General features: G+C 70.7%; 18 protein-coding genes. 11 read left to right on the plus strand and 7 right to left on the minus strand.

Annotated features, from left to right (window positions below; translation table 11 throughout):
* Nucleotides 1-204: 204 nt before the first annotated feature.
* Together AC0VYL_RS24255 and AC0VYL_RS24260 are read right to left on the minus strand one after the other, a co-directional pair.
* The gene (locus AC0VYL_RS24255) at nucleotides 205-1,626 is read right to left on the minus strand and encodes an NAD(P)/FAD-dependent oxidoreductase (RefSeq protein ID WP_475481589.1); all 1,422 of its coding nucleotides are present in this window, start codon (nucleotides 1,624-1,626) and stop codon (nucleotides 205-207) included.
* Nucleotides 1,627-1,731: 105 nt separating this feature from the next.
* A complete protein-coding gene (locus tag AC0VYL_RS24260) occupies nucleotides 1,732-3,180 on the minus strand; it encodes a gamma-aminobutyraldehyde dehydrogenase (protein WP_475481590.1) in 1,449 nt (482 codons plus the stop codon).
* Between the two features lie 475 nt (nucleotides 3,181-3,655).
* Here AC0VYL_RS24260 and AC0VYL_RS24265 point away from each other — a divergent pair, with 475 nt between their 5' ends.
* Complete coding sequence (locus tag AC0VYL_RS24265; protein ID WP_475456267.1) at nucleotides 3,656-3,889, plus strand: DUF397 domain-containing protein; 234 nt, start codon at nucleotides 3,656-3,658, stop codon at nucleotides 3,887-3,889.
* A gap of 61 nt (nucleotides 3,890-3,950) precedes the next feature.
* On the opposite strand, the gene AC0VYL_RS24270 is transcribed toward AC0VYL_RS24265, so the two are convergent.
* Nucleotides 3,951-5,060 (minus strand): NADH:flavin oxidoreductase/NADH oxidase, encoded by a 1,110-nt coding sequence (locus tag AC0VYL_RS24270; protein WP_475481591.1) that lies wholly within the window; start codon nucleotides 5,058-5,060, stop codon nucleotides 3,951-3,953.
* A gap of 136 nt (nucleotides 5,061-5,196) precedes the next feature.
* Between AC0VYL_RS24270 and AC0VYL_RS24275 the strand changes: the two genes are divergently transcribed.
* A complete protein-coding gene (locus tag AC0VYL_RS24275) occupies nucleotides 5,197-5,559 on the plus strand; it encodes an ArsR/SmtB family transcription factor (RefSeq protein ID WP_475481592.1) in 363 nt (120 codons plus the stop codon).
* A gap of 223 nt (nucleotides 5,560-5,782) precedes the next feature.
* On the opposite strand, the gene AC0VYL_RS24280 is transcribed toward AC0VYL_RS24275, so the two are convergent.
* Nucleotides 5,783-6,487, minus strand: a complete 705-nt coding sequence (locus AC0VYL_RS24280; RefSeq protein WP_475481593.1) for a TNT domain-containing protein — start codon at nucleotides 6,485-6,487, stop codon at nucleotides 5,783-5,785.
* Nucleotides 6,488-6,747: 260 nt separating this feature from the next.
* Here AC0VYL_RS24280 and AC0VYL_RS24285 point away from each other — a divergent pair, with 260 nt between their 5' ends.
* Nucleotides 6,748-7,392, plus strand: coding sequence for a dihydrofolate reductase family protein (locus AC0VYL_RS24285; RefSeq protein ID WP_475456274.1), 645 nt, complete (start codon nucleotides 6,748-6,750; stop codon nucleotides 7,390-7,392).
* A gap of 66 nt (nucleotides 7,393-7,458) precedes the next feature.
* Here the strand turns inward: AC0VYL_RS24285 and AC0VYL_RS24290 are convergent, their stop codons facing one another.
* On the minus strand, nucleotides 7,459-8,181 hold the full coding sequence (locus AC0VYL_RS24290; RefSeq protein WP_378738474.1) for a response regulator: 723 nt from the start codon (nucleotides 8,179-8,181) through the stop codon (nucleotides 7,459-7,461).
* A 226-nt stretch (nucleotides 8,182-8,407) separates the two neighbouring features.
* Nucleotides 8,408-8,887: a flavodoxin family protein gene (locus AC0VYL_RS24295; protein WP_475481594.1), complete on the minus strand. Its 480-nt coding sequence runs from the start codon at nucleotides 8,885-8,887 to the stop codon at nucleotides 8,408-8,410.
* A 284-nt stretch (nucleotides 8,888-9,171) separates the two neighbouring features.
* Between AC0VYL_RS24295 and AC0VYL_RS24300 the strand changes: the two genes are divergently transcribed.
* From AC0VYL_RS24300 to AC0VYL_RS24330, 7 genes are all read left to right on the plus strand, one after another.
* Nucleotides 9,172-9,984, plus strand: a complete 813-nt coding sequence (locus AC0VYL_RS24300; protein WP_475481595.1) for a DUF4352 domain-containing protein — start codon at nucleotides 9,172-9,174, stop codon at nucleotides 9,982-9,984.
* A 371-nt stretch (nucleotides 9,985-10,355) separates the two neighbouring features.
* Nucleotides 10,356-11,198 carry a nitrilase-related carbon-nitrogen hydrolase gene (locus AC0VYL_RS24305; RefSeq protein WP_475481596.1) on the plus strand — a complete coding sequence of 281 codons (843 nt, stop codon included), beginning with the start codon at nucleotides 10,356-10,358 and terminating at the stop codon, nucleotides 11,196-11,198.
* A 4-nt stretch (nucleotides 11,199-11,202) separates the two neighbouring features.
* Nucleotides 11,203-12,609: a dihydropyrimidinase gene (gene hydA / locus AC0VYL_RS24310; RefSeq protein ID WP_475481597.1), complete on the plus strand. Its 1,407-nt coding sequence runs from the start codon at nucleotides 11,203-11,205 to the stop codon at nucleotides 12,607-12,609.
* A gap of 10 nt (nucleotides 12,610-12,619) precedes the next feature.
* Nucleotides 12,620-13,645 carry a TIGR03842 family LLM class F420-dependent oxidoreductase gene (locus AC0VYL_RS24315; protein ID WP_475481598.1) on the plus strand — a complete coding sequence of 342 codons (1,026 nt, stop codon included), beginning with the start codon at nucleotides 12,620-12,622 and terminating at the stop codon, nucleotides 13,643-13,645.
* Between the two features lie 216 nt (nucleotides 13,646-13,861).
* On the plus strand, nucleotides 13,862-15,418 hold the full coding sequence (locus AC0VYL_RS24320) for an NCS1 family nucleobase:cation symporter-1 (protein ID WP_475481599.1): 1,557 nt from the start codon (nucleotides 13,862-13,864) through the stop codon (nucleotides 15,416-15,418).
* Nucleotides 15,419-16,000: 582 nt separating this feature from the next.
* On the plus strand, nucleotides 16,001-17,476 hold the full coding sequence (locus tag AC0VYL_RS24325) for an SDR family NAD(P)-dependent oxidoreductase (RefSeq protein ID WP_475456288.1): 1,476 nt from the start codon (nucleotides 16,001-16,003) through the stop codon (nucleotides 17,474-17,476).
* Nucleotides 17,473-19,488, plus strand: coding sequence for a glycerophosphotransferase (locus AC0VYL_RS24330; protein WP_475481600.1), 2,016 nt, complete (start codon nucleotides 17,473-17,475; stop codon nucleotides 19,486-19,488). The genes AC0VYL_RS24325 and AC0VYL_RS24330 overlap by 4 nt, the downstream gene beginning before the upstream one ends.
* An 81-nt stretch (nucleotides 19,489-19,569) precedes the next feature.
* Here AC0VYL_RS24330 and AC0VYL_RS24335 read toward each other — a convergent pair whose 3' ends face one another.
* Nucleotides 19,570-20,661, minus strand: a complete 1,092-nt coding sequence (locus AC0VYL_RS24335) for a CDP-alcohol phosphatidyltransferase family protein (protein WP_475481601.1) — start codon at nucleotides 20,659-20,661, stop codon at nucleotides 19,570-19,572.
* Between the two features lie 577 nt (nucleotides 20,662-21,238).
* Between AC0VYL_RS24335 and AC0VYL_RS24340 the strand changes: the two genes are divergently transcribed.
* Nucleotides 21,239-23,365, plus strand: a complete 2,127-nt coding sequence (locus AC0VYL_RS24340; protein WP_475481602.1) for an acyltransferase family protein — start codon at nucleotides 21,239-21,241, stop codon at nucleotides 23,363-23,365.
* The last annotated feature ends 7 nt before the right edge of the window (nucleotides 23,366-23,372 follow it).

Genomic DNA, 23,372 nt, shown 5'->3' on the forward strand with positions numbered 1-23,372 from the left:
GCCCGCGCCGGGTGGGCGGCACACACGCCACGCCGCCCGCATCGCCCCACATGACAACCCTTGGCACAGACTTACCGATCCTTGCCGGAAAGGCCTGGTTTCCGGCCTGGTGTGCGTGAGTGCCCGGATCCAGCACCGGTCGTCCTTCGCCCGGCCCCGTACCCCGCCCGTGCCCGGCTCCCGCTCCGCCGCCCGACTCCCTGGTCAGCTGTCGAAGCCCATCCCCACGGAGTCCAGACCGCGCAGCCACAGGTTGCGCCGTCCCCCGTTGCGGTCGGCGGCGGCGGTGGCCCTCAGCGTGAGCTCGATGCCCAGCGACCGGACCGGCTCGGGCGGGAACGGGAGCGGCTTCTCCCGGACCATCCGCAGCCGTGTGCGCTCGGTGTCCAGCCCGTCGAGCCGGTCCAGCACCACCTGCGCGCCGAACCGGGTGGCGCCCACGCCCAGGCCGGTGTACCCGGCGGCGTAGGCGAGCCGGCCTCCGTGGGCCTCACCGAAGAACACCGAGAAGCGGCTGCACGTGTCGATCACCCCTCCCCACGTGTGACCGAACCGGATGCCGCGCAGCTGCGGGAAGGTCTCCAGGAAGTGCTCGGCCAGCTTCTGGAAGGTCTCCGGCCGCTGGTCGTACTCGGGCCGCACCTTCCCGGAGTGGTTGACCACGTCGTAGCCGCCCCACAGGACGCGGTTGTCGGCGGTGAGCCGGTAGTAGTGGAAGAGGTTGGCGGAGTCGGAGACCCCCTGGCGGCCCTTCCACCCGATCGACGCCATCTGCTCGTCGGTCAGGGGTTCGGTCATGAGCGCGTAGTCGTAGACCGGCGCGAGGTAGTGCCGCAGACGGCGCAGCGGGCCGGGGAACGCCCCGCCGCCCCAGGCCGCCTTGGGCGCGTGCAGGCTCCCCGACCGCGTCTCCAGGCGCAGCCCGGCGGGCACCGAGCCGATGGCGCGTACGGGACTGTTCTCGAAGAACCGCACTCCCAGCTCCTCGCAGGCGGCGCGCAGCCCCCACGCGAGCTTGGCCGGGTGGAGCATCGCCACCCCGTCCGGGTCGTGGAGGGCGCCCAGGTAGGTGGGTGAGTCGATGTGCCGCCGCGTCTCCTCCGCGTCCCACACGTGCGCGGTGCCGCCGTGGGCCCGTACGGCCTCCGCGGCCTCCTCGAACCCCTCGGCCTGCCAGGGCGCGGTGGCCACGAGGGTCTCCCCGGTGCGCTCGAACTCGCAGTCGATGCCGTACCGCCGGACGGTCTCCTCGATGGCGTCGAGGTTGGCCATGCCCTGGCGTTCGAGCTCGTCGATCTCCTCGGGCCAGCGCTCGGCGCCGTTCTCGTGGCCGTGGGTCAGACTGGCCGCGCAGAACCCGCCGTTGCGCCCCGAGGCCGCCCAGCCGGTGGTGCGGGCCTCCACCACGACCACGTCGCGGTCCGGGTCGCGCTCCTTGGCGATCAGCGCCGTCCACAGTCCGCCGTATCCGGCGCCGACGACGGCCAGGTCGGTGTGCACGTCCCCGACCAGTGTCGGGGCGGTTTCGGGGACCTCGTGCCCGGGGACGTCCGGGTCCAGCCAGAAGACCCGGGCACGGGCGCCCTCCAGGGCCCGTGCCGCTGCGTCGCGCGTGGTGTCGGCCAAGGATCTCACTCGTCTCTCGTCGTTCGACCGGCCCGCCGGGGTTCGGCGGCCGGTCCCTCCAGCTTGGGGGGCGCGGGGTCGGTCGGCGGCGCGGCGGTGGTCGTGTCAGGGGCCGATGTAGCTCATGACGTGCTTGACCCGGGTGTACTCCTCGAACGAGTACGCGGACAGGTCCTTGCCGTAGCCGGAGTGCTTGAACCCGCCGTGCGGCATCTCCGCCGTGATCGGGATGTGGGTGTTGATCCACACGCAGCCGAAGTCGAGGCGGCGCGAGACCCGCAGCGCGCGGGCGTGGTCGCGGGTCCACACGCTGGAGGCCAGGCCGTACTCCACCGCGTTGGCCCAGTTCACCGCGGTGTCCTCGTCGGTGAAGCGCTGGACGGTGAGCACGGGGCCGAAGATCTCGTCGGTGACCAGTTCGTCGCCCTGGCGCAGCCCGGAGACGACCGTGGGCGCGTGGAAGAACCCCCGCTCACCCACCCGGGAGCCACCGGTGAGGATCTCGGCGTGGTCGGGGGTGCGCGCCAGGAAGCCGGTGACCCGGGCCAGCTGGTCGGCGTTGTTGAGCGGGCCGTAGGCGGCGTCGGCGTGGTCCGGCCCGGCGGTGACGGTGCCGCGCGCCTGTTCGGTGAGGGCGGCGGCGAGGTCGTCGTGGATGCCGGGGGCGGCGAGGATGCGGGTGGCGGCGGTGCAGTCCTGGCCCGCGTTGAAGAACCCGGCCTCCGCGATGCCCTCAGCGGCCCGTTCGACGTCGGCGTCGTCGAAGACGATCACGGGTGCCTTGCCGCCGAGTTCGAGGTGCAGGCGCTTGAGGTCGCGCGAACCGGCCTGCGCGACCTCCATCCCGGCCCGGGTGGAGCCGGTGAGGGAGATCAGCGCGGGGATCGGGTGGTCCACGAGGGCGCGGCCGGTGTCGCGGTCGCCGCAGACCACGTTGAACACCCCGGCAGGCAGGAACTCGGCGGCGATCTCCGCGAGCAGCAGCGTGGAGACCGGGGTGGTGTCCGAGGGCTTAAGCACGATCGTGTTCCCGGCCGCCAGGGCCGGGCCGATCTTCCAGGCCGCCATGGCCATCGGGTAGTTCCACGGGGTGATCTGGCCGACCACGCCGAGGGGTTCACGGCGGACCCAGGAGGTGTGGTCGCGCAGGTACTCGCCCGCGGCGCGGCCCTCCAGGTTGCGGGTGGCTCCGGCGAAGAACCGCAGGGCGTCCAGGACCTGGCCGATCTCCTCGGTCCGGGTGAGGCCCACGGGTTTGCCGCAGTTGCGGACCTCGGCGGCGACGAGGTCGTCGGCGCGGGCCTCGACGGCGTCCGCGAACCGGTTGAGCGCGATCTGCCGTTCGGCCGGGGTCCAGTCGCGCCAGCCGTCCTCGAAGGCGCGGTGCGCGGCCCGGAAGGCGGCGTCGACGTCCTCGGGGCCGGAGACCGGAGCGGTGGCGAAGACCCGTCCCGTGGCGGGGTCGACGAGTTCGCCGCGGCGGCCCTCGACGGTGTCGGCGTACGCGCCGTTCACGAAGTTGCGCAGGTGTTCGGTTTCGGGCCCTTGGGTCACGGCGGCTTCCCTGGGTTCGGGCGCAGCGGGCGCGCGGGTGTGTGTGGCCTGTGACCCGACACTGCCATCACCGTTGGGCGACTTCAAGCCTTACCAAGGGATTCCGTTGTGAAGTTTGGGCGGCTCGACGGAATACTTGACAGAGGCTGGCCTGGGGCGACTGTTTCTATTGAGTGGGGCACTCAGGATGGAGTGCTCACCGCGGGGCCGGACATGATCACCTTCGCCCAGGGGTCGACCGGCGGGTACGTGCCGCTGGGCGGGCTGAGCGCGCGGGACACGGTGTTGGAGCCCTTCCCGGTGGAGGGGTCCCGATCACCGTGAGCGTGGGCCGTTGAGCGGGACGTCGGCGGCGTCGACCGGGAGTGGCCACAGCTGGACACGGGCACAGGACGTTCTCCGCCGAGTTCGGGGTGTCACCGTGGGCAGGACAGTGGGTGAGTCCACAGACCCATCCCCCTCGGAGGCTCCAGACATGTACCCCCAGGCCGAAGCACTCACCTTCCGCAAGTCCTCTCACAGCAACACCGCGGGAGAGTGTGTGGAGGTCGCCCACTTCCGGAGGTCCACTCACAGCGGCTCCGGTGACGACCGCATCGAGGTCGCGGACCTGCCCTGCGGTGCCGCCGTCCGCGACACGAGGCACCGCGAGCACGGACACCTCGCCTTCCCCTCCCCTGAGTGGACGGCGTTCCTGCGTCTCACCTGACCCGGGCGACGGACCAGGGAACCTCCGCCCCCGCGAAGGTTCCCTCCAACCGGGGCCGGTGCTACTTCGGGCCGCGGCCGACGGCGTAGCCGTACTGGACAGGCCAGCGGGATTCGGCTCCCAGCTCATCCGCCGCACGGTGGGCCCAGTAGGGCTCGCGCAGGAGCTGGCGGCCCAGGAACACGGCGTCGGCGCGGCCCGAGGCCACGATCTCCTCCGCCTGGGCGGGCTCCAGGATCAGGCCGACCGCCGCGGTGGGCAGGCCGGTCTCCTGGCGCACACGTTCGGCGAAGGGGACCTGGTAGTCGGGAGCGGCGGGGATCGACGCGTCGTGGACCATGCCGCCGGTGGACACGTCGAGCAGGTCGACACCCCTGGTCTGGAGCTCCTTGGCCAGGCGCACCGTGTCCTCGGCGGTCCATCCCGCGCGCGGGTCCTCGGTGTTCTCCGAGATCCAGTCCGTGGCGGAGGTGCGGAAGAGCACGGGCAGGTGTTCGGGCCAGACCGCCCGCACGGCCTCGACGACCTCCAGCGGGAACCGCATGCGGTTCTCCAGGGTGCCGCCGTAGGCGTCCGTGCGGTGGTTGGCGGCCGGGGAGAGGAAGGAGTTGAGCAGGTAGCCGTGGGCACCGTGCACCTCCACGACGTCGAACCCGGCGGCGAGGGAGCGCTCGGCCGCCTTCGCGAAGTCGCTCACGAGCTGGCCGATCTCCTCGACGGTCAGCTCGGCGGGTGCGGGGTGGTCGTGGAACGGTTCGGCGCTGGGCCCGACCGTGGTCCATCCGCCGTCGGCGGGCGCGACGGGCCGGTTGCCGAGCCAGGGCCTGTCGACCGAGGCCTTGCGTCCGGCGTGCGCGAGCTGGATGGCGGGCACCGATCCGTGGGCGCGGACGGCGGCGGTGATCCGCGCGAACGCCTGCTGCTGCCGGTCGTTCCACAGGCCCAGGTCCCACGGACTGATCCGCCCGTCCGGGCGCACGGCGGTCGCCTCGACCATGACCAGGCCGAGGCCGCCCGCCGCCCGGTCGGCCAGGTGCGCCAGGTGGAAGTCGGTCGGCACCCCGGTCTCGGGGCCCTCGGAACGTGCGGAGTACATGCACATCGGGGACATCCACGCGCGGTTGGGGATCTCCAGCCCTCGCAGCGTCAGCGGGGTGAACAGGGTGCTCACAGGCGTTCCTTCGCATAGGCGGTCTCGGGTGTCGGCGGGACCGACCTTTGTACGGTACAAGTCGTACTACGGCGCTTGTCAAACTACGACGGTGTTCGTACATTGAGACACGAGCCGAACGGAAGGGGGTCAGAGCATGGCCAGGACCGCCCGCGCCAGCCAGGGGCGACAGTGCGCGCATCCCGAGACCGACCAGATCCGCCTGGAGGACGTGCTCAGCGCGCTGTCCGATCCGATCCGGCTGCGCATCGTCCACGACCTCTCCCTGGGCCACGACGACATGGCCTGCATCGCCTTCGAACTCCCGGTGAGCAAGTCCACCTCGACCCACCACTTCCGCGTCCTGCGCGAGGCCGGCGTCATCCGCCAGCACTACGAGGGCACCTCCCGCATGAGCGGACTGCGCACCGAGGACCTGGAGGAGCGTTTCCCCGGCCTGCTGTCGGCCGTGCTCCGCGCCCGGAGCCTGGACGCGACGGTGCCCGGCCGGACCGTCTGAGAAGTGGTGTCCGACCGGGCACGGCTCAAGAGTTCCCGTGGATGGCTTCACTGGACCGAACTACGCGAGTCCGGACGTCTTTGGCCTGGGGAGCGAGCACCCCGGACTCAATCCCGAGATGCGGCCGACGGGTGTCACCTCTTGCCCTTGGAGTGGCCATGTGGAGGGGTTCCGCTCCCCTGAGGCGCGAGCCTCGTTCCTGAGCAGGGCGCGAGGCGATCGATCAGGCGCTCAGGCCGTAACCGTCGACGAGGACGCACTCCTCGGCGGGGCGCTGCTCCAGGTAGCCCCACTCCAGGAGGTCGTTGACGGGCACGTTGCCCTCGCCCTCGGCCTCGGGGACCTCCTCCGCCGGAACGAGCAGCTGCTCGCCGCCGCCGGGCTGCTCGAAGTGCGGAGCGATCGGGCCGACCCACGCGGTGACCGGCTCGGTGACCTCGTAGCAGTTGTAGTTGTGCTCGGGCCCGTCCGGCCACGTGTTCAGCGAGTTGGGCGGCAGCGCACGCTCCTCGTAGGAGGCGCCGGCCGGAGCGAGGAACGAGCCCCACGGGGAGCCGAAGCGGTCCAGCATCCAGCCCGAGGGCAGCTCTTGGAGTTCCTTCACCGGCTGGCCGTCGACGACCACGAAACCGTCGTGCTCCGGGTAGTCCCAGCTGCCGTCCACGGTCCACCAGCGGTCGAGGAACTCCACGGGGGACAGGCCACCGAACCGGTCGTACCCCTCGACCAGGGTTCCCACGGGGCCGTCCTGAGGCAGTTCGGACGGGCCGAGACGGGGGTCGCCGCACAGGTAGCGCTCCAGGTCCTCCGCGCTGGGCGGTGGGGACAGCACCGGACAGCCCGAGGGCTCGGCGTGAGCGGGGGCGGTGGCGGTGGCGGTCATCAGCAGGGCGAGGGTGACCCCGGCCAGCAGAGGGAACTTCGACATCGGACTCCGTTCGACTCGACCCCGAAAGAACACCGAGGGTCATCAGCAAGCTACGGATCGAAGTCAACCACAGGAGCGGTGTACACGGCCGCCGGGGGCGCTCGACCCGATCCCCTGTTCGGTGCGGTCGAGCCGCGCCAACCCGAAGCACGGCTCCCACTTCCGGTGCCGGTGATTGCATTCCCGCGTCGCGGAGTCCAGGCTCTGTGGTGAGTGACCGCGGTTCGCGGCCGCATCGGTTCGAGGGTGGGAGTCCCGTCATGTCCCGTGTGAGGGTCCACAACTTCTCCGTCTCCGTCGACGGGTTCGCCACCGGTGAGGGGCAGGCCCTCGACACCCCGTTCGGCCACGCCGGATCGCGGCTCCACCAGTGGTTCTTCCCGACCAGGACCTTCCAGCGGATGCAGGGCAACCCGGGCGGGAGCACCGGGGTCGACGACGCCATCGCCGGCACCTGGGCCGTGGGCATCGGGGCGGAGATCATGGGCCGCAACAAGTTCGGCGCCGAGCGCGGCCCCTGGGAGGACGACGACTGGAAGGGCTGGTGGGGATCCAACCCGCCCTTCCACACGCCGGTCTTCGTTCTGACCCACCACCCCCGCCCCTCGCTGGAGATGGAGGGCGGCACCACCTTCCACTTCATCGACGCCGCACCACGGGACGCGCTCCGCCAGGCGCGCGAGGCCGCGGGCGGCCTGGACGTACGAATCGGCGGCGGGCCGACCACGGTCCGCGAGTTCCTCGCGGCGGACCTCGTCGACCACCTGCACGTCGCCGTCGTCCCGATCGTCCTGGGCCGTGGCGAGCGCCTGTGGGACGGCCTCGAAGGGCTGGAGGGGCGGTTCGAGACCGAGTCCGTGACCACCCCCAGCGGCGTCACGCACATGACCTTCACCCGGCCGTAGCGACGGTCGGCCCGCTGGCCCCGATTCAGCGAGGAAGCGCACGCGGCGGAGCCGCCGGAGAGGGGACTAACCCAGGTACTCGGCGCGCACCGCGTAGATGGCCGCCTCCGTACGGGAATGCACCTGGAGTTTCTCCAGGATGTTCCGGACGTGGTTCTTCACGGTGTTCTCCGTGATGAAGAGGCGCTCACCGATCTCCCTGTTGTTCAGCGAACGCGCCAACAGCTTCAGCACCTCGGTCTCACGAGGGGTGAGCTCGGGAATGGCGGGAGCGGCCTTGGGCGTGCGCTCCTGTTTGGCCAACCCGGCGAACTCGCTGATCAGCTTGATCGCCATGGAGGGGTTGATGAAGGAACGCCCCTCAGCGATCGCCCGGACGGCGCGCGCGATGTCGGTGACGGCGATCTCCTTGAGCAGGTAACCCGTCGCCCCCGCCTTGAGCGCCTCGAAGAGGTCCGCCTCGTCCTCGCTCATGGTGAGCATGACGAACTTGACCTCGGGCACCGCCGCGCGGATCCTCGGACAGGCCTCGATCCCCGTGGAGTTGGGCATCATGACGTCCATCAGCACCACGTCGGGCCGCAACTCGGTGGCGAGCACGACCGCCTCGTCGCCGTCGGCCGCCTCACTGACCACGTCGATGTCGGCCTCGTCGTTGAGGACCGAAACCAGCCCCCTGCGGAAGAGCGCGTGGTCGTCCACCACGAGGACCCTGATCGGGGCCGCCGGTGCCACCACCTCCTCCGAGGCGTAGTTCAGCCGAGCGGGTGACAGGGGGTGGGGACTCACCAGAACTCCTATTGCGCATAACCGAAATACCGGGTTTCCGGATCGGCTCGCTGACGGCGGTTCCGAGAATCCGGACAATGGGGGAGTTCACCAGCGAATCCTCCCTCAGCGAGGCTCTCTACACTGTCCCATAAGTGATCAGAGAACGGTATGTGCTTGGAATTCTCGGCCGTCTCCGGGCACGGTCGGCGATCCACCGCGATCGGCGGAGAACGACGACCCGCGCCTACCCTCCTCCGCCGTCCTCTCCCGCGTGCTCCAGGGCGGCCAGCGCGGTCACCGCGCCCAGCTCCCAGCAGGCCTCCCGGGCGTCCGCGTCCGGACGGCCGGTGACGGCGACCGGGGGCCGGTGTCGGTGCCACCCCATACCCTTGGCCACCGACTCCACCGAGCGGACCGCTCCGGAGGTGTCGTTGTCACCGTGGACGTACAGTGCGTACGGAAGCCCCTGTGTGTCGACCTGCACGGGGTAGTACACGGTGTCGAAGAAGTGCTTGAGGGCTCCGGACATGTAACCGATGTTGGCGGGGGTGCCGAGTACCACGGCGTCGGCTTCGAGCAGGTCCGCGGCGTTCGCGGAGAGTGCTGCCTTGACCTGCACTCGTACGCCTTCGATATCGTCTGTACGGGCGCCGTCGAGCACCGCGTCCAGCAGTTCCCTGGTGGCGGGGGAGACCGTGTGGTGAACGATGAGGAGTCGTGCCATGCCCCCCACATTAGGCAGATCCCCCCTGGCGTGGCCCGGTCACACGCTCCCGCTCACCGTGAGCACCGCGGAAGAAAGCCAAGGACCCCATGAATCAGCCTCCTCCCCACGGACAGGACCCCTATCAGGGTGGTCCTCCCTACGGAACGCCCTCCGGCGGTCAGCCCGCCATGGGCCCGCCCTCCGGTGGCCAGCCCGCGATGGGTCCGCCCCCGCCCGGCGGAATGCCCCCCGGCGGAATGCCCCCCGGCGGGATGCCCCCGGGCGGAATGCCTCCTGGTGGGATGCCCCCCGGCGGCGGACCGCCGCCCATGGGCCCGCCCCCGCCCGGTGGGTTCCCTCCCGGCGGCCCGGGCGGCCCCGGCGGCCCCTACGGCGGTGACCCCTACGGCGCCCCGGGCGGCCCCGGCTACGGCGGCAACCCCTACGGCGGCCAGTACGCGGGCGGCCAGTACGGTCCGCCCACCCCTCCCCCGTCCAAGGGCGGCGGCCCCTGGCTCTGGATCAGTCTGGGCTGCGGCGGCCTCTTCGTCATCGGCGTGGCCCTGGTCGTCCTCCTCGTCTTCTTCCTCTCCGACGACGGCGGCGACGACCCCTACGGCGGCGGTTCCTCCGGCGGCACCTCGGAGTCCGAGGAGTCCGAGGGCACCGGCGAGGCCTCCGGCAACACCAGCACCGGCCTGGGCAACGAGGAGCGCTCGAACCCGGAGATTCCGGGGGTCGGTGAGGAGGTCAGCCACAACGGCATGGCCTTCACCATCACGGAGATCGAGGTCGACGCCGACGTCCCGGGGCACACCCCCTACGGCCAGTTCGTCGTGGTGTACGTGAACGTCACCCCCGACGGCAACGAGGACATCGAGTTCTGGCGCGACGAGCAGCACCTCTACACCTACGACGACGAGGCCATCCAGGAGGACTACGTCGCCACGGAGAGCTTCGACTCGAACCTCAAGATGGACGTCGACCTGGCCCCGGGTGAGTCCGAGGTCGCGCCGATCGTCTTCGACGTCGACGACCCCGCGGACATCTCGTACATGGGTCTGAGCGCCGAGTTCCTCGGCGGCGACGAGATCGAGGTGGACGTCACCGGCTGACCCGCTCCGACCGAGCGCGCCCCAGCCGCACTCCTCCACACCGGACCGCGACCACGGTCCGGGCAGCACCGCCCGAGGGTGGCCGGGCACACCCGCCCGGCCGCCCTCGGGCGCGTGTACGAAGGCATGAAAATCCATGCCCAAGGCGCGGCGAAACCTGTCGCTTCCTCCGAATTGATTTCACCGCACAAAGGACATTGGCAACCCTGGCCACGGGAGTGTGCAGGGTTCACCGGTTTCTTTTCCGTCGCCCGGATGTCGGACGTTGACCGGCCATTCCCCTCTTACCTAAGGTGCGACCTCTACAACGCGCCGGCCGCGTCCTTCGCCGCCCGCAGTCGGGGCGGCGCTCGAAGAGGAGCGAGGGAACCATGCCGCACACCGTCCGGGCCGCACTCGTACAGACCGAGTGGACCGGTGACGCCGAATCCATGATGGCCGCCCACGAGAAGTACGCACGCGACGCCGCCGCCCAGGGAGCGCGGGTCATCGGCTTCCAGGAGGTCTTCAACGCCCCCTACTTCTGCCAGGTGCAGGAGCCCGAACACCACCGCTGGGCCGAGCCCGTCCCCGACGGCCCCACCGTCACCCGGTTCGGCGCCCTGGCCAGGGAACTGAACATGGTCATGGTGCTACCGGTCTTCGAGGTCGAGAAGCCCGGCTTCTACTACAACACCGCCGCCGTCATCGACGCGGACGGCACCTACCTCGGCAAGTACCGCAAGCACCACATCCCCCAGGTCAAGGGCTTCTGGGAGAAGTACTACTTCCGCCCCGGCAACCTGGGCTGGCCGGTCTTCGACACGGCGGTCGGGCGGATCGGCGTGTACATCTGCTACGACCGGCACTTCCCCGAGGGGTGGCGCGCGCTCGGACTGGCCGGGGCCCAGCTGGTCTACAACCCCTCCGCCACCAGCCGGGGCCTGTCCGCCTACCTGTGGAAGCTGGAGCAGCCCGCCGCGGCCGTCGCCAACGAGTACTTCGTGGCGGCGATCAACCGGGTCGGGGTCGAGGAGTACGGCGACAACGACTTCTACGGAAGCAGCTACTTCGTGGACCCGCGTGGGCGGTTCGTCGGAGACGTGGCCTCCGACACCGACGCGGAACTGGTCGTGCGCGACCTCGACTTCGACCTGGTCGACGATGTCCGCCAGCAGTGGGCGTTCTACCGGGACCGCAGGCCGGACGCCTACGGACCGCTGGTGGAGGGGTAGGCCCATGACTCGGACCCTCATCAGCGGCGGCCTCGTCGTCACCGCCTCCGAGGAACTGGAGGCGGACGTCCTCGTCGAGGGCGGCAGGGTAGCCGCGCTCGCCCTGCGCGGCAGCGACCCGGCCCGCTCCTGGGCGGAGAGCGGCGCCCGGACCATCGACGCCACCGGCCACTACGTCGTCCCGGGCGGCGTGGACGGCCACACCCACATGGAGATGCCCTTCGGCGGTACCCGGTCCGCCGACACCTTCGAAACCGGCACCCGCGCGGCCGCGTGGGGCGGCACCACCACCATCGTCGACTTCGCGATCCAGCGGCCGGGCGAGTCCGTGCGTTCAGGGGTGGACGCCTGGATGGCCAAGGCCGACGGCAACTGCGCGGTCGACTACGCCTTCCACGCGATCCTGTCCGACGTCAACGAGTCGTCCCTCAAGGAGATGGACGTCCTCGTGGACGAGGGCATCACCTCGTTCAAGCTGTTCATGGCCTATCCGGGCGTGTTCTACAGCGACGACGGGCAGATCCTGCGGGCCATGCAGCGCGGCGCCGCCAACGGCGCGCTCACCATGATGCACGCGGAGAACGGCATCGCCATCGACGTCCTGGTGGAACAGGCGCTGGCCGAGGGCCGGACCGACCCCCGGTACCACGGGGAGGTGCGCCGGGCCCTGCTGGAGTCCGAGGCCACCCACCGCGCCATCCAGCTGGCCCGGGTGGCCGGGGCGCCGCTGTACGTCGTGCACGTGTCCGCGACCGAGGCGGTGGCCGAGCTGGCCCGCGCCCGGGACCTGGGCCTCAACGTGTTCGGGGAGACCTGCCCGCAGTACCTGTTCCTGTCCACCGACAACCTTTCCGAACCGGGGTTCGAGGGCGCCAAGTACGTGTGCTCCACGCCGCTGCGCCCCCGGGACCACCAGGAGCACCTGTGGCGGGCGCTGCGCACCAACGACCTGTCCGTGGTCTCCACCGACCACTGCCCGTTCTGCTTCGTCGGTCAGAAGGACCTGGGCGCGGGCGACTTCTCGAAGATCCCCAACGGCATGCCGGGGGTCGAGCACCGGATGGACCTGCTGCACCAGGCCGTGGTGGAGGGGCGCATCAGCCGCCGCCGGTGGATCGAGCTGGCCTGCGCCACCCCGGCGCGCATGTTCGGGATGTACCCGAAGAAGGGCACCGTGGCCCCGGGAGCCGACGCCGACCTGGTGGTCTACGACCCCGGCGCCGAGCAGACCCTCTCGGCCGCCACCCACCACATGAACGTGGACTACTCCGCCTACGAGGGGAAGCGGGTGACGGGCCGGGCCCGCACCGTGCTCTCGCGCGGCCGCGTGATCGTGGACGACGGTTCCTACCTGGGCTCGGCCGGTGACGGCTCCTACGTGCCCCGGTCCACCTGCCAGTACCTGGTCTGAGGAGGCTCACATGGACTTCGGACTCGTCCTCCAGACGGATCCGCCCGCCGACCTGCTGATCGAACGGATGGTCCGCGCCGAGGGGCACGGCTTCACCCACGGGTGGACGTTCGACTCCGCGGTGCTCTGGCAGGAACCCTTCGTCATCCACAGCCGGGTGCTGGACCGGACCGAACGGCTGGTGATCGGCCCGATGGTCACCAACCCGGGCACCCGCTCGTGGGAGGTGACGGCGTCGACGTTCGCCACCCTCAACGACATGCACGGCAACCGGACCGTCTGCGGGATCGGCCGGGGCGACTCCGCCATGCGGGTGGCCGGACGCAAACCCGCCACGCTCGCCCAGCTCTCCGAGGCGATGACCGTGATCCGGAACCTGGCCGAGGGCAGGGAGGCCCAGGTGGGCGGGGCCGGTATGCGCATCCCGTGGGTGCGCGAGGGTTCCCTGCCCATGTGGATGGGCGCGTACGGCCCCAGGGCCCTCGAAATGGTGGGGCGCGAGGCGGACGGCTTCATCCTCCAGCTCGCGGACCCGTACCTGACCGAGTGGATGGTGCGGGCCGTACGGACCGCCGCCGAGGCCGCCGGGCGCGGTCCCGACGCGGTGCGGATCTGTGTGGCCGCGCCCGCCTACGTCACCGACGGGTCGGCCGGGGGGTTGGCGCACGCCCGGAAGCAGTGCCGTTGGTTCGGGGGGATGGTCGGCAACCACGTCGCGGACCTCGTGGCCCGGTACGGCGACCAGTCGGACATGGTGCCCCAGGAGCTCACCGACTACGTGAAGGCCCGGGAGGGTTACGACTACAGCCATCACGGCCGGGTGGACAACCCGGACACCGACTTCGTGCCCGACGCCATCGTGGACCGGTTCTGCCTGGTCGGACCGGTGTCCGACCACGTGGAGAAGTTGGAGCGGCTGCGCGCCGTGGGGGTGGACCAGTTCGCGGTCTACGCCATGCACGACGACGTCGACGGGGTGATCGACACCTACGGCCGGGAGATCGTACCGGCCCTGTCCGGGGAACCCGTGGCCTGACGCCGCTCCCCCGCCCTCGTGGGCCGGTACCCGTGCGGGTCCCGGCCCACGAGGCGTCAGTACGACACGGATGACGTGCGAAGATATTCGATGGCCTGAAGCAGATCAGGATATTTCGGGTATGCCCGGGGTCTCGCACAGGCCGCACGCGCGTGGGCCCGGCGTCGCGCCCACGCACCTCGCTCCCCGTCAGCACCACCGAAACACAGGTGTCCCGTGTCCCACACGCCATCCGCGCCAGAGTCAACGTCCCAGGTCGTGCACCCCGACGGCCGGGTGTCGATGCCCGAGGGCACCACGCTCCCCGACGGCCCGTTCGTCAACGACGACCTCCAGCCCGTCCCCATGTCCAAGCGGACCTGGGGCACCGGGAGCTTCACCGCGCTGTGGGTGAGCATGTCGGTGAGCATCCCCGCGTGGACGCTGGCCAGCGGGCTGATCGCCGCCGGGATGGACTGGCGGCAGGCGATGGTCACCATCGTCCTGGGCAACCTGATCGTGCTGCTGCCGATGGTGCTGACCGGCCACGCGGGCGCCAAGTACGGCATCCCGTTCCCGGTGTTCGCCCGGTCCTCCTTCGGACTGCGCGGCGCCAACCTGCCCGCCCTGCTGCGCGGCGCGGTCGCCTGCGGGTGGTTCGGCATCCAGACGTGGGTCGGCGGGCAGGGCGTGTACGTCCTGGCCGGTCGCCTGTTCGGTGACTCCTGGACCGGCGCCGCCGCGATCGGCGGCTACGCGTGGACGCTGTGGCTGTCGTTCGGCCTGTTCTGGCTGGTGCAGGTCGCCATCATCCTGTGGGGCATGGAGGGCGTGCGCAAACTCCAGGTGTGGGCGGCGCCGCTGATGGCCGTCGGCGGCGTGGCCCTGCTGGTGTGGATGGCCTTCGAGGCGGGCGGCTTCGGCCCGATGCTCAGCACGGAGGACGGCCTCGGCTGGGGGCCGTCGTTCTGGGTGCTGTTCTTCCCCTCGCTCATGGGCGTGATCGGTTACTGGGCGACCCTGACCCTGAACATCAGCGACTTCACCCGGTTCGCCTCCTCGCAGCGCTCCCAGGTCCTCGGCCAGTCGCTCGGCCTGCCCACCACGATGACGCTGTTCTCGCTGATCGCGGTGATGGTGACGGCCGGGACGTCGGTCGTCTACGGCGAGGCGCTGTGGAACCCGATCGACGTCGTGAACCAGATGGGCAGCGGGATCGGCCTGCTCTTCGCGATCTTCGTGGTGTTGCTGGCGACCGTGTCCACCAACATCGCCGCCAACCTGGTCGGCCCCGCCTACGACCTGGCCAACCTGAAGCCGAACTGGTTCAGCTTCCGGGTGGGCGCGATCACGACGTCGTTCCTGGGGGTCATGATCTTCCCCTGGAAGCTCATGGAGGACGAGAACGTCTACATCTTCTCGTGGCTGGGCACGGTCGGCAGCCTGCTCGGCGCGGTGGCGGGCATCCTGCTGGCCGACTACTGGCTGCTGCGCCGGACCCGGGTGAACCTGCCCGCGCTCTACACGCGCGACTCCGAGTACTGGTACTCGCGCGGCTGGAACTGGCGCGCGCTGGTGGCCTTCGGTGTGGGCGCCCTGCTGGCCGTGGGCGGCGCCGACCTCGGTTCGGGCCCGGTCATCGGGTTCCTGGCCCCGCTGGCCGACTACGGCTGGGTGGTGGCACTGCTCAGCGCACTGCTGCTGCACTGGGCGCTGGGCCGGTTCGTCCCGGACCGCCGCCAGCAGGAGGCCGACCTCGCCGCCGCGGGGAGGCCCGCCCAGCCCGCGGCCTGACCCCGCCCCCGTGACACCGTGACCCCGGTTCCTCGCAATGGCCAGTGACCATGCGAGAACCGGGGTCGACCCTTTTCCTCTCCCGGGCGCGCACCGAAACGCGGAGCCACTGACCCGGTCCACGACCGCGCGGGGTCCGTGTCCGGCATCTCCCGACACGCCGGGCCCGGCCCCGCTTCCCGGGCCGACCAACCGGACACAGCGTGCCGAACAGCACGGCATGTTTCGTTGTTTTCCGTGGTCAGAGGGGGGTAACGTCGAAATCTGCGTACATCCCCCGGGCATCCGCCACGTGGGGAACGACGGCCAGCGGACCTCTCAGGCACACTCACGCCACCGCGTCCCCGTGGGCGACACGTCAACCCGGCGTGTGAACCGGATCGTGCCCCATGCCGTCATCAATGTGGAGTTCTCGTACGAATGGTGCGTGAACACCAGAAAAGCGTCAGTACACCATCCGCGAAACCCTTCACCCCACGGGGCGTCACGGTCATCCGCGACTCGGCCTGACGTGCCGCCACCGAGCACGTTGTCCCCCCAAGGTCGGGCACAGAGTTTCCACGAGTTCCACGGGAGACGAACTTGCCTGATATCACCACCCCGCGTCCCATCCCCGCCCCCGCCACCCGCACGGTGGCGGTCGTCCTGGCGGGAGGCAGCGGCCAACGCATCGGCCTGGCGACGCCCAAGCAGCTGCTCAAGATCGCCGGGAAGACGATCCTGGAGCACACGCTCACCATCTTCGAGCGGGCCGAGCGGGTGGACGAGGTCATCGTGATGATGAACCCCGGCTTCGTCACCGACGCCCAGAACATCGTCGACCGCGCCGGGCTGACCAAGGTCACCCAGGTGATCCCCGGGGGGACCTCCCGCAACGCCACCACGCAGCTCGCCCTGGACGCGCTGGCCCACCTGCCCGCGCCCACCACGAACGTCCTGTTCCACGACGCCGTCCGGCCGATGCTCTCCCAGCGGATCATCGAGGACTGCGTGACGGCGTTGGAGACCCACGAGGCCGTGGACGTGGCCATCCCGTCGTCGGACACCATCATCGAGGTCGACGACGAGCTGATCACCGACGTCCCCACCCGGTCGCGACTGCGCCGCGGGCAGACCCCGCAGGCCTTCCGGCTCTCCGCCATCCGCGACGCCTACACGCGCGCGTGGGAGGACCCCGGCTTCGAGGCCACCGACGACTGCTCCGTCGTGCTGCGCTACTCCCCCGACGTCCCCATCCACGTGGTCGCCGGTGAAGAGCAGAACATGAAGGTCACCCAGCCGGTCGACATCTTCATCGCGGACAAGCTCTTCCAGCTCGCCACCTCGGCCACCCCGGAACTGTCCGAGGAGGAGTACGCCCGCGAGCTCTCCGGGAGGACCGTGGTGGTCTTCGGCGGCAGCTACGGCATCGGCGCCGGGGTCGCGGACCTGGCCGAGAGGCACGGCGCCCGCGTCTTCCGCTACTCCCGCAGCGCCACCCGCACCAACGTCGCCAACCCGGACGACGTCGCCGGTGCCCTGGAACAGGCCTACACCGCCACCGGACGGGTGGACTTCGTGGTCAACACCGCCGGGGTCCTGCGCATCGGCCGCCTGGACCAGACCGACCCGGCCGAGATCGAGGACACCCTCCGGGTCAACTACCTGGCGCCGGTGAACATCGCCCGCGCGTCCTTCCCGTACCTGGCCCGGACCGGCGGGCAGCTGCTGCTCTACACGTCCAGCTCCTACACGCGGGGCCGCGCCGAGTACAGCCTCTACTCCTCCACCAAGGCCGCCACAGTCAACCTCACCCAAGCGCTGGCCGACGAGTGGTCCGCCGACGGGGTGCGGATCAACTGCATCAACCCCGAGCGCACCCAGACGCCCATGCGCACCAGGGCCTTCGGTGACGAGCCCGCGGGGAGCCTGCTCAGCTCCGACCAGGTCGCCCGCACCTCCGTCGACGTCCTCCTCTCCGACCTGACCGGCCACGTCGTCGACGTGCGCCGGGACGGCCCCGCCCTGTCCCCGGCCGGAGCCCGCACGCACGAGAAGGAACGGGAAGCGGCGAAGTGAAGAACTACCTCGCGCGGCTCGGGCTGGACCGCACCGCCCTGGCCGTCCTCGGGATCATGGGTCTGACCTTCCTCCTCCAGGCGATCGAGGTCGCCCTGGCTCAGGTCTGGGTCTTCGGCGCGCTGGCGCTGGTCCTGTACGCCACCGAGTGGCTGGTCTCCCAGCGCGTCACCGCGCTCGGCAAGGTCCTGAGCCGCATCCGGTTCGGCCTGACCGTGCGCACCCTTGCCCGTCAGGTGCTGGTGCTGGCGCTGTACGCCTCCGTGGACGCGGTCGGCACCCCCGCCTACTGGTGGACCGTCGGCGCCGTGGCCGCGTTCTTCGTCCTGACCCTCGCCTACGACCTGCTCCGCCAGCAGGTGTTCCGCCGGGCCAGGATGCCGGTGAAGACCCGCAACCTGGACCTGTCCGCGCTCGGGGTGCCCGAGGTCCCCGAGCCGCTGCGGAAACTGTCCATGAGCCGACTCCTGTTGGCCGACCTCCCGCTGGTCCTGGGCGCCGTCGGCTATCTCGCGGGCGGCCCGGCCGTCCTGGCCGAGGCCGGCGCGGCGCTCACGATCCTCCTGGCGGTGGTCGCGGTCGGGTTCGTGGTCCCGGTCTTCCTGGCCCACCTGCGGATGCCCTCCCATGAGGAGGTCATCGAGGAGGTCAACCGCGCGCTGCGGGGGATCGAGCCCGAGGTGGTCCTGTACTTCACCTTCGGTGTGGGCCAGCAGAACGCCGTCTACCAGGCGAACATGTGGCTGGACGCCCTGGAGAAGGGCGACCGGCGCGCGCTGGTGATCTTCCGGGAACGCGGGAACCTGCCGCACCTGGAGCCGACCTCCCTGCCGGTGGTGTGCGTGCCGCGCGCCGACGACCTGGCCGCCCTGGACCTCTCGGCGGTGCGGGTGGCCCTCTACCCGGGCAACACCGGCAAGAACATCCACCTGATCCAGCGCGCCGAGATCAAGCACGTGTTCGTCGGCCACGGCGACAGCGACAAGCTGCCCAGCAGCAACCGCGTCAGCCGGATCTTCGACGAGATCTGGGTGGCCGGGCGCGGCGGCCGCGACCGCTACGAGCGGGTCCGGCACGCCATCGACGACCGCGACGTGGTCGAGGTGGGCCGTCCGCAGCTGGTGGAGGTGCGGGGGCACCGGCCGCCCGAACAGCGCGCGGTACCGACCGTCATCTACGCGCCGACCTGGGAGGGCGTGGACGACAACAACTACCTCACCTCGGCGGACACCGCCGGGCTGGAGCTGGTGGAACGGCTGGTCAGGGGACCCGAACCGGTCAGGGTGATCTACAAACCGCACCCGCTGCTGGGGCGGCGCGCCCCCGCCGCCGGAGCGGCGCACCGGCGGATCATCGAGCTGATCGAGGAGGCCAACGGCCGCCTGGAGCCGGTGACGCCCGAGGCCGTGCGCGAGCTCACCGAGCTGCGGGAGCGGATCGACGCCTTCCGGGAGGGCGCCTCGGAGCGGCACGTGTCCCCCGAGGACCTGGTCGGCTACCGGGAGCTGCTGGACCGCTGGCACTCCCTGTACTGGACCTCCTCGGGCCCACTGCGCCACCACGTGGTCACCGACACCCTTCCGTCGCTGCTCTCGTGCTTCAACGAGTCCGACGTGATGGTCAGCGACATCTCCAGCGTGGTCGCGGACTTCGTGGCCAGCGGGAAGCCGTACGCGATCGTGGACATGCAGGGAACCGACGACGACGAGTTCCGTCGGCAGTTCCCGTCGGCGGGCGCGGGCTACGTGCTGCGCCCCGGGCTGGCCGGGCTGGAGACCGTCCTGGCCGCCGCCCGCGAGCCGGAGGGCGACGAGCTGGCCGGACGCCGCGCGGTGCTCAAGCAGTACCTGCTGGGCCCGGACGAGCCGGACTCGCTGACCCGGTTCGACACCGCCGTGAACGACCTCTACGAACGGGCGCTGCTGGACTTCCCGCTCGGCACGACCGCCGAGCCGATCCCGGCCGACCCGTTCCGGGGCCCGGCCGACACCCCGGTGCCCGTGGCCGACTGACCGCCACGGGGCCGGAGACGGTCATCGACGAGAGTGGGCCCGCGCGATCCTCGCGCGGGCCCACTCTCGTCAGGGTGTGTGTCAGGCGGCCTTCCGGTTCTCGGGCGCGGCCAGTTCCAGCTCCTCCAGGGCCTGGTTGATGTCCCGGGTCACCCGGGCGAACTCCCGGGTGGAGAGCCACAGCTTGTAGATGATGAGCATCTCGAAGGCGAGCATCATGGCGGCGGAGGCGATGATGGTCACCACCATGCCGACGGGGGAGAACATCCCGACCAGCGGGGCGACGATGAACACGCCCATCTGGAACTCGATACCGCTGAACAGGTGCGGGCGGATCCGGCTCCCGCGCAGCACGTCACGGTAGCGCCGGTACCAGGGGAACCGCTGGTGGAAGCCCTCCTGGAGCGCGGTGCTCTGGAGCGCCTTGGCCTTGCGGTTCGGGGTGAGGACGACCGGGCCGTCGGCCCCTTCGGCTCCGTCGGCCCCGTCGGCGTCCTCCGGCTCGTCCGACCGGCTCTCGGCGCGGGCGACCGGGGCCTTGACCTGCTCGACCCGGCCGATGGCGACGCCGTCGTCGTCGCCCGCACCGTCGTCGTCGAACCCGGCCGCCACACGGCGCACGCCGCTGGTGTCCTGGTCCTGGGCGTGCTCCTCCACCTCGCGGATGGCCTGCGCGATGTGGCGGCGCATGGCGGAGCGGACCTTCGCCATCTGCGGCGAGTTCAGGTACCGGAACATGTCGGTGAAGACGATGCCCAGCAGGACCCACAGGAAGAGCGGGTTCCCCGTGACGGCGAACTGGCCGCCCATGAGGGCGATTCCGCAGATCAGAACGCGGATGCGGTCGAAGACGTAGTCCAGCCAGCTACCGAAGACCGAGCCGTTGCCCTTGAGCCGGGCGATCTTGCCGTCCATGCAGTCGAGCACGAAGCTCAGGTGGAAGAGGACGGCCCCGGTGAGCAGCCAGTACCAGTCAGCGAGGTAGAAGCAGAGCGCGGCGACCAGTCCGAGGACCAGGGCCGCCAGCGTGAGCTGGTTGGGGGTGATCGAGGTGCGGTTGGCGGTGAAGCGGACCAGGCGGGACGCGAGGGGATCGACCAGCCAGACCGTCCACCACGAGTCGCGTGGTTTGTAGGTCTGTTCCCGTACGTCTTGGAGGGTGAAGGATGACATTCCGGTGACTCCAGGCATGTTCTGGGGGTGCCGCCACGGAGGGGCGGCGTAGGGCAACTCGTGGCACGGGGTATGCGGGACCCGTGGCCACGTGGCCGTCGTCGGAGGTGCCTGGGGGATCTCGGCGCCAGCGGGTTCGCAGGGGGGGACCGAAGACCGGGGTCCGGCGCGGTCAGGGCCGTACTCCGGGGCATCTCTGTTGTGTTCGTCAGCCAAAGGAAGACGCCGAAGTGAACGAAGGGGTTCACACGAACCAAGATCGGGACACATCGTGATGAACGCGAGGTTCGGCGCACCCCACGGGAGCGCCGGGGCGACGAACCCCGTGCGGGTGGACCCGCAACCTCACATGTGACCCGGCACACACGTTTCCCCTGTTCAGGGATACGCATTCACACAGATTCCATCTCGACTCGACAACAGCGCCCGTACCTCACACAGGACACACCCCGGTGCTGCTGATACTGGACCGGCAGGGCGTCTCCCTCAGCCCCCACCGCGTTCCGGCACCCCGTCGCAAGCACCGAACGGCCCGGCTGGCCCCTGCCCTCACCTCCTTCGAGCCCGAGGCAGACCCGTGTCCGTTCCCGCCCTGAACCGCGCCCACGACCCCGTCACACCCCGCGTGACCCGCCGCCGCCCCGACATCGAGGGGCTGCGCGCCGTCGCCGCCCTGCTGATCGCCGTCTACCACATCTGGTTCGGCACGGTCTCCGGCGGTGTCGACGTCTTCCTGCTGCTCACCGGCTTCCTCATCACGGGGTCGCTGGTCCGGGCCATGGAGCGCGACGGGCGCGTCGACCTCGCCGCCTTCTGGACCAAGCTGGTCAAACGGCTCTTCCCCGCGGGGGCGGTGGTGCTCGCCGCGGTCCTCCTGATGGCCCACGCGTACTTCCCGCGCTCCCAGTGGACCACCGTCATCGAGGACGTGTGGGCGGCCGCCCTCTACTACGGGAACTGGCACCTGGCGCTGGGATCGGTCGACTACATGGCGGAGAACTCCGCCGCCAGCCCCGTCCAGCACTTCTGGTCCCTGGCCGTGCAGGGGCAGTTCTACCTGCTGTGGCCCGTTCTGGTCGGCGTCGCCGCACTGGTCGCCGCCCGGCTGGGCCGCTCCGTCCGCCGGGGCGCCGCCGTGGCGGTCGGCTCGGTGTTCGCGGCCTCCTTCGCCTACTCGCTGTGGATCACCTCCACCGAGCCGGTGTGGGCCTACTTCGACACCGGCGCCCGCCTGTGGGAACTGGCCCTGGGTGGCCTGCTCGCGCTCTTCGTGCACCGGGTGGACCTGCCCGGCTGGGCGCGCACGGCCGCCGGATGGCTCGGCCTGGTCGCGCTGGTCCTGTGCGGGTTCGTGATCGGTGACTCCCTGGCCTACCCGGGCTACGCCTCCCTGTGGCCCACCCTGGCCGCGCTGCTGATCATCCTCGCGGGCGCGGGCCGGGCGGCGAACGGCCGCCTGTCCGCCAACCGCCTCCTGGGCGCGCGTCCGCTGACCTGGCTGGGCGGGCACGCCTACACCCTGTTCCTGTGGCACTGGCCGGTGCTGGTCCTGCACCTGGAGCTGACCGGGCTGGACCGCCCCACCCCCGGCGGCGGCCTGCTCGTCCTGGGGGTGTCCTTCGCGGCGGCGCTGGCCACGAGCTGGCTGGTGGACGGCGGCGTGAACCGGGCCACCCGGGGGCTCCGCGCCCCGGTGTGGTCACTGGCGGCCGGGGTGCTCTTCGTCGCCCCCGTGCTGGTTGCGGGGTCCCTGTGGGGGCAGTCGATCGAACGCGACCGGCAGCTGCGCACCGAGCTCAGCTCCAACCCGCTCGCCTACCCGGGCGCCGCCGTCCACCTCGACCAGGACCTGGCGCGGAACCTGCCCGCCCTGCCGATCTACCCGGACACGACCACGGTCGCCCGGGACACCATCGACCAGACCCGCGAGTGCAACGCGCTGACCAACCAGCCCGAGGTGGTCACCTGCGAGTTCGGGGACGTGCGCTCCGACTACACGATCGCCCTGGTGGGCAGCTCCCACGTGCGGCACTGGTTCCAGGCCCTGGAGACCCTCGCGGACCAGCACGGGTGGCGGCTGGTCACGATGACCAAGAACGCCTGCCAGTTCAGCGCCGAGGAGCAGTGGTACCGGGGTGCGGAGTACCCCGAGTGCACGCGGTGGAACGACAACGTCATGGCCGCGCTGGACGAGCTGGAACCGGACACGGTCTTCACCCTGGCCTCGCTGACGAGTGTGCGCACCGGCCCCGACGAGCACGTCCCCGAGGGCTTCGTGGAGCGCTGGCGCCAGCTGGACGAGCGGGGCGTGGACGTCGTCGCGGTCCGGGACACCCCCCGGTTCTCCTTCCGGGTCCCCGACTGCACCGACCGCAACCACCGGTCGGAGTGCTCGGAGCCGAGGTCCAACTCGATGGCGGCGGAGGCCCCCTACGAGGAGCTCACCGACGTCCCGCCCAACACCCGGTTCCTGGACATGACCAACTACCTGTGCCAGGAGGAGGTGTGCCACGGAGTGATCGGGAACCAGCTGGTGTACTACGACACCAACCACTTCTCCTACTCCTTCTCCCAGTCGCTGGCGATGGTCATGGAGCCCTACCTGCTGGCCGCCGCGAACCGGGCGCCGGAGGCGGAGCTCACCCTCGCGGAGGCCGCCCTGCCGCTCCAGGAGGAAGCGGTGGAGGAGGGCAACCAGTCCTGACCGCGGC

The organism is Nocardiopsis sp. iso_238 (assembly GCF_056173325.1).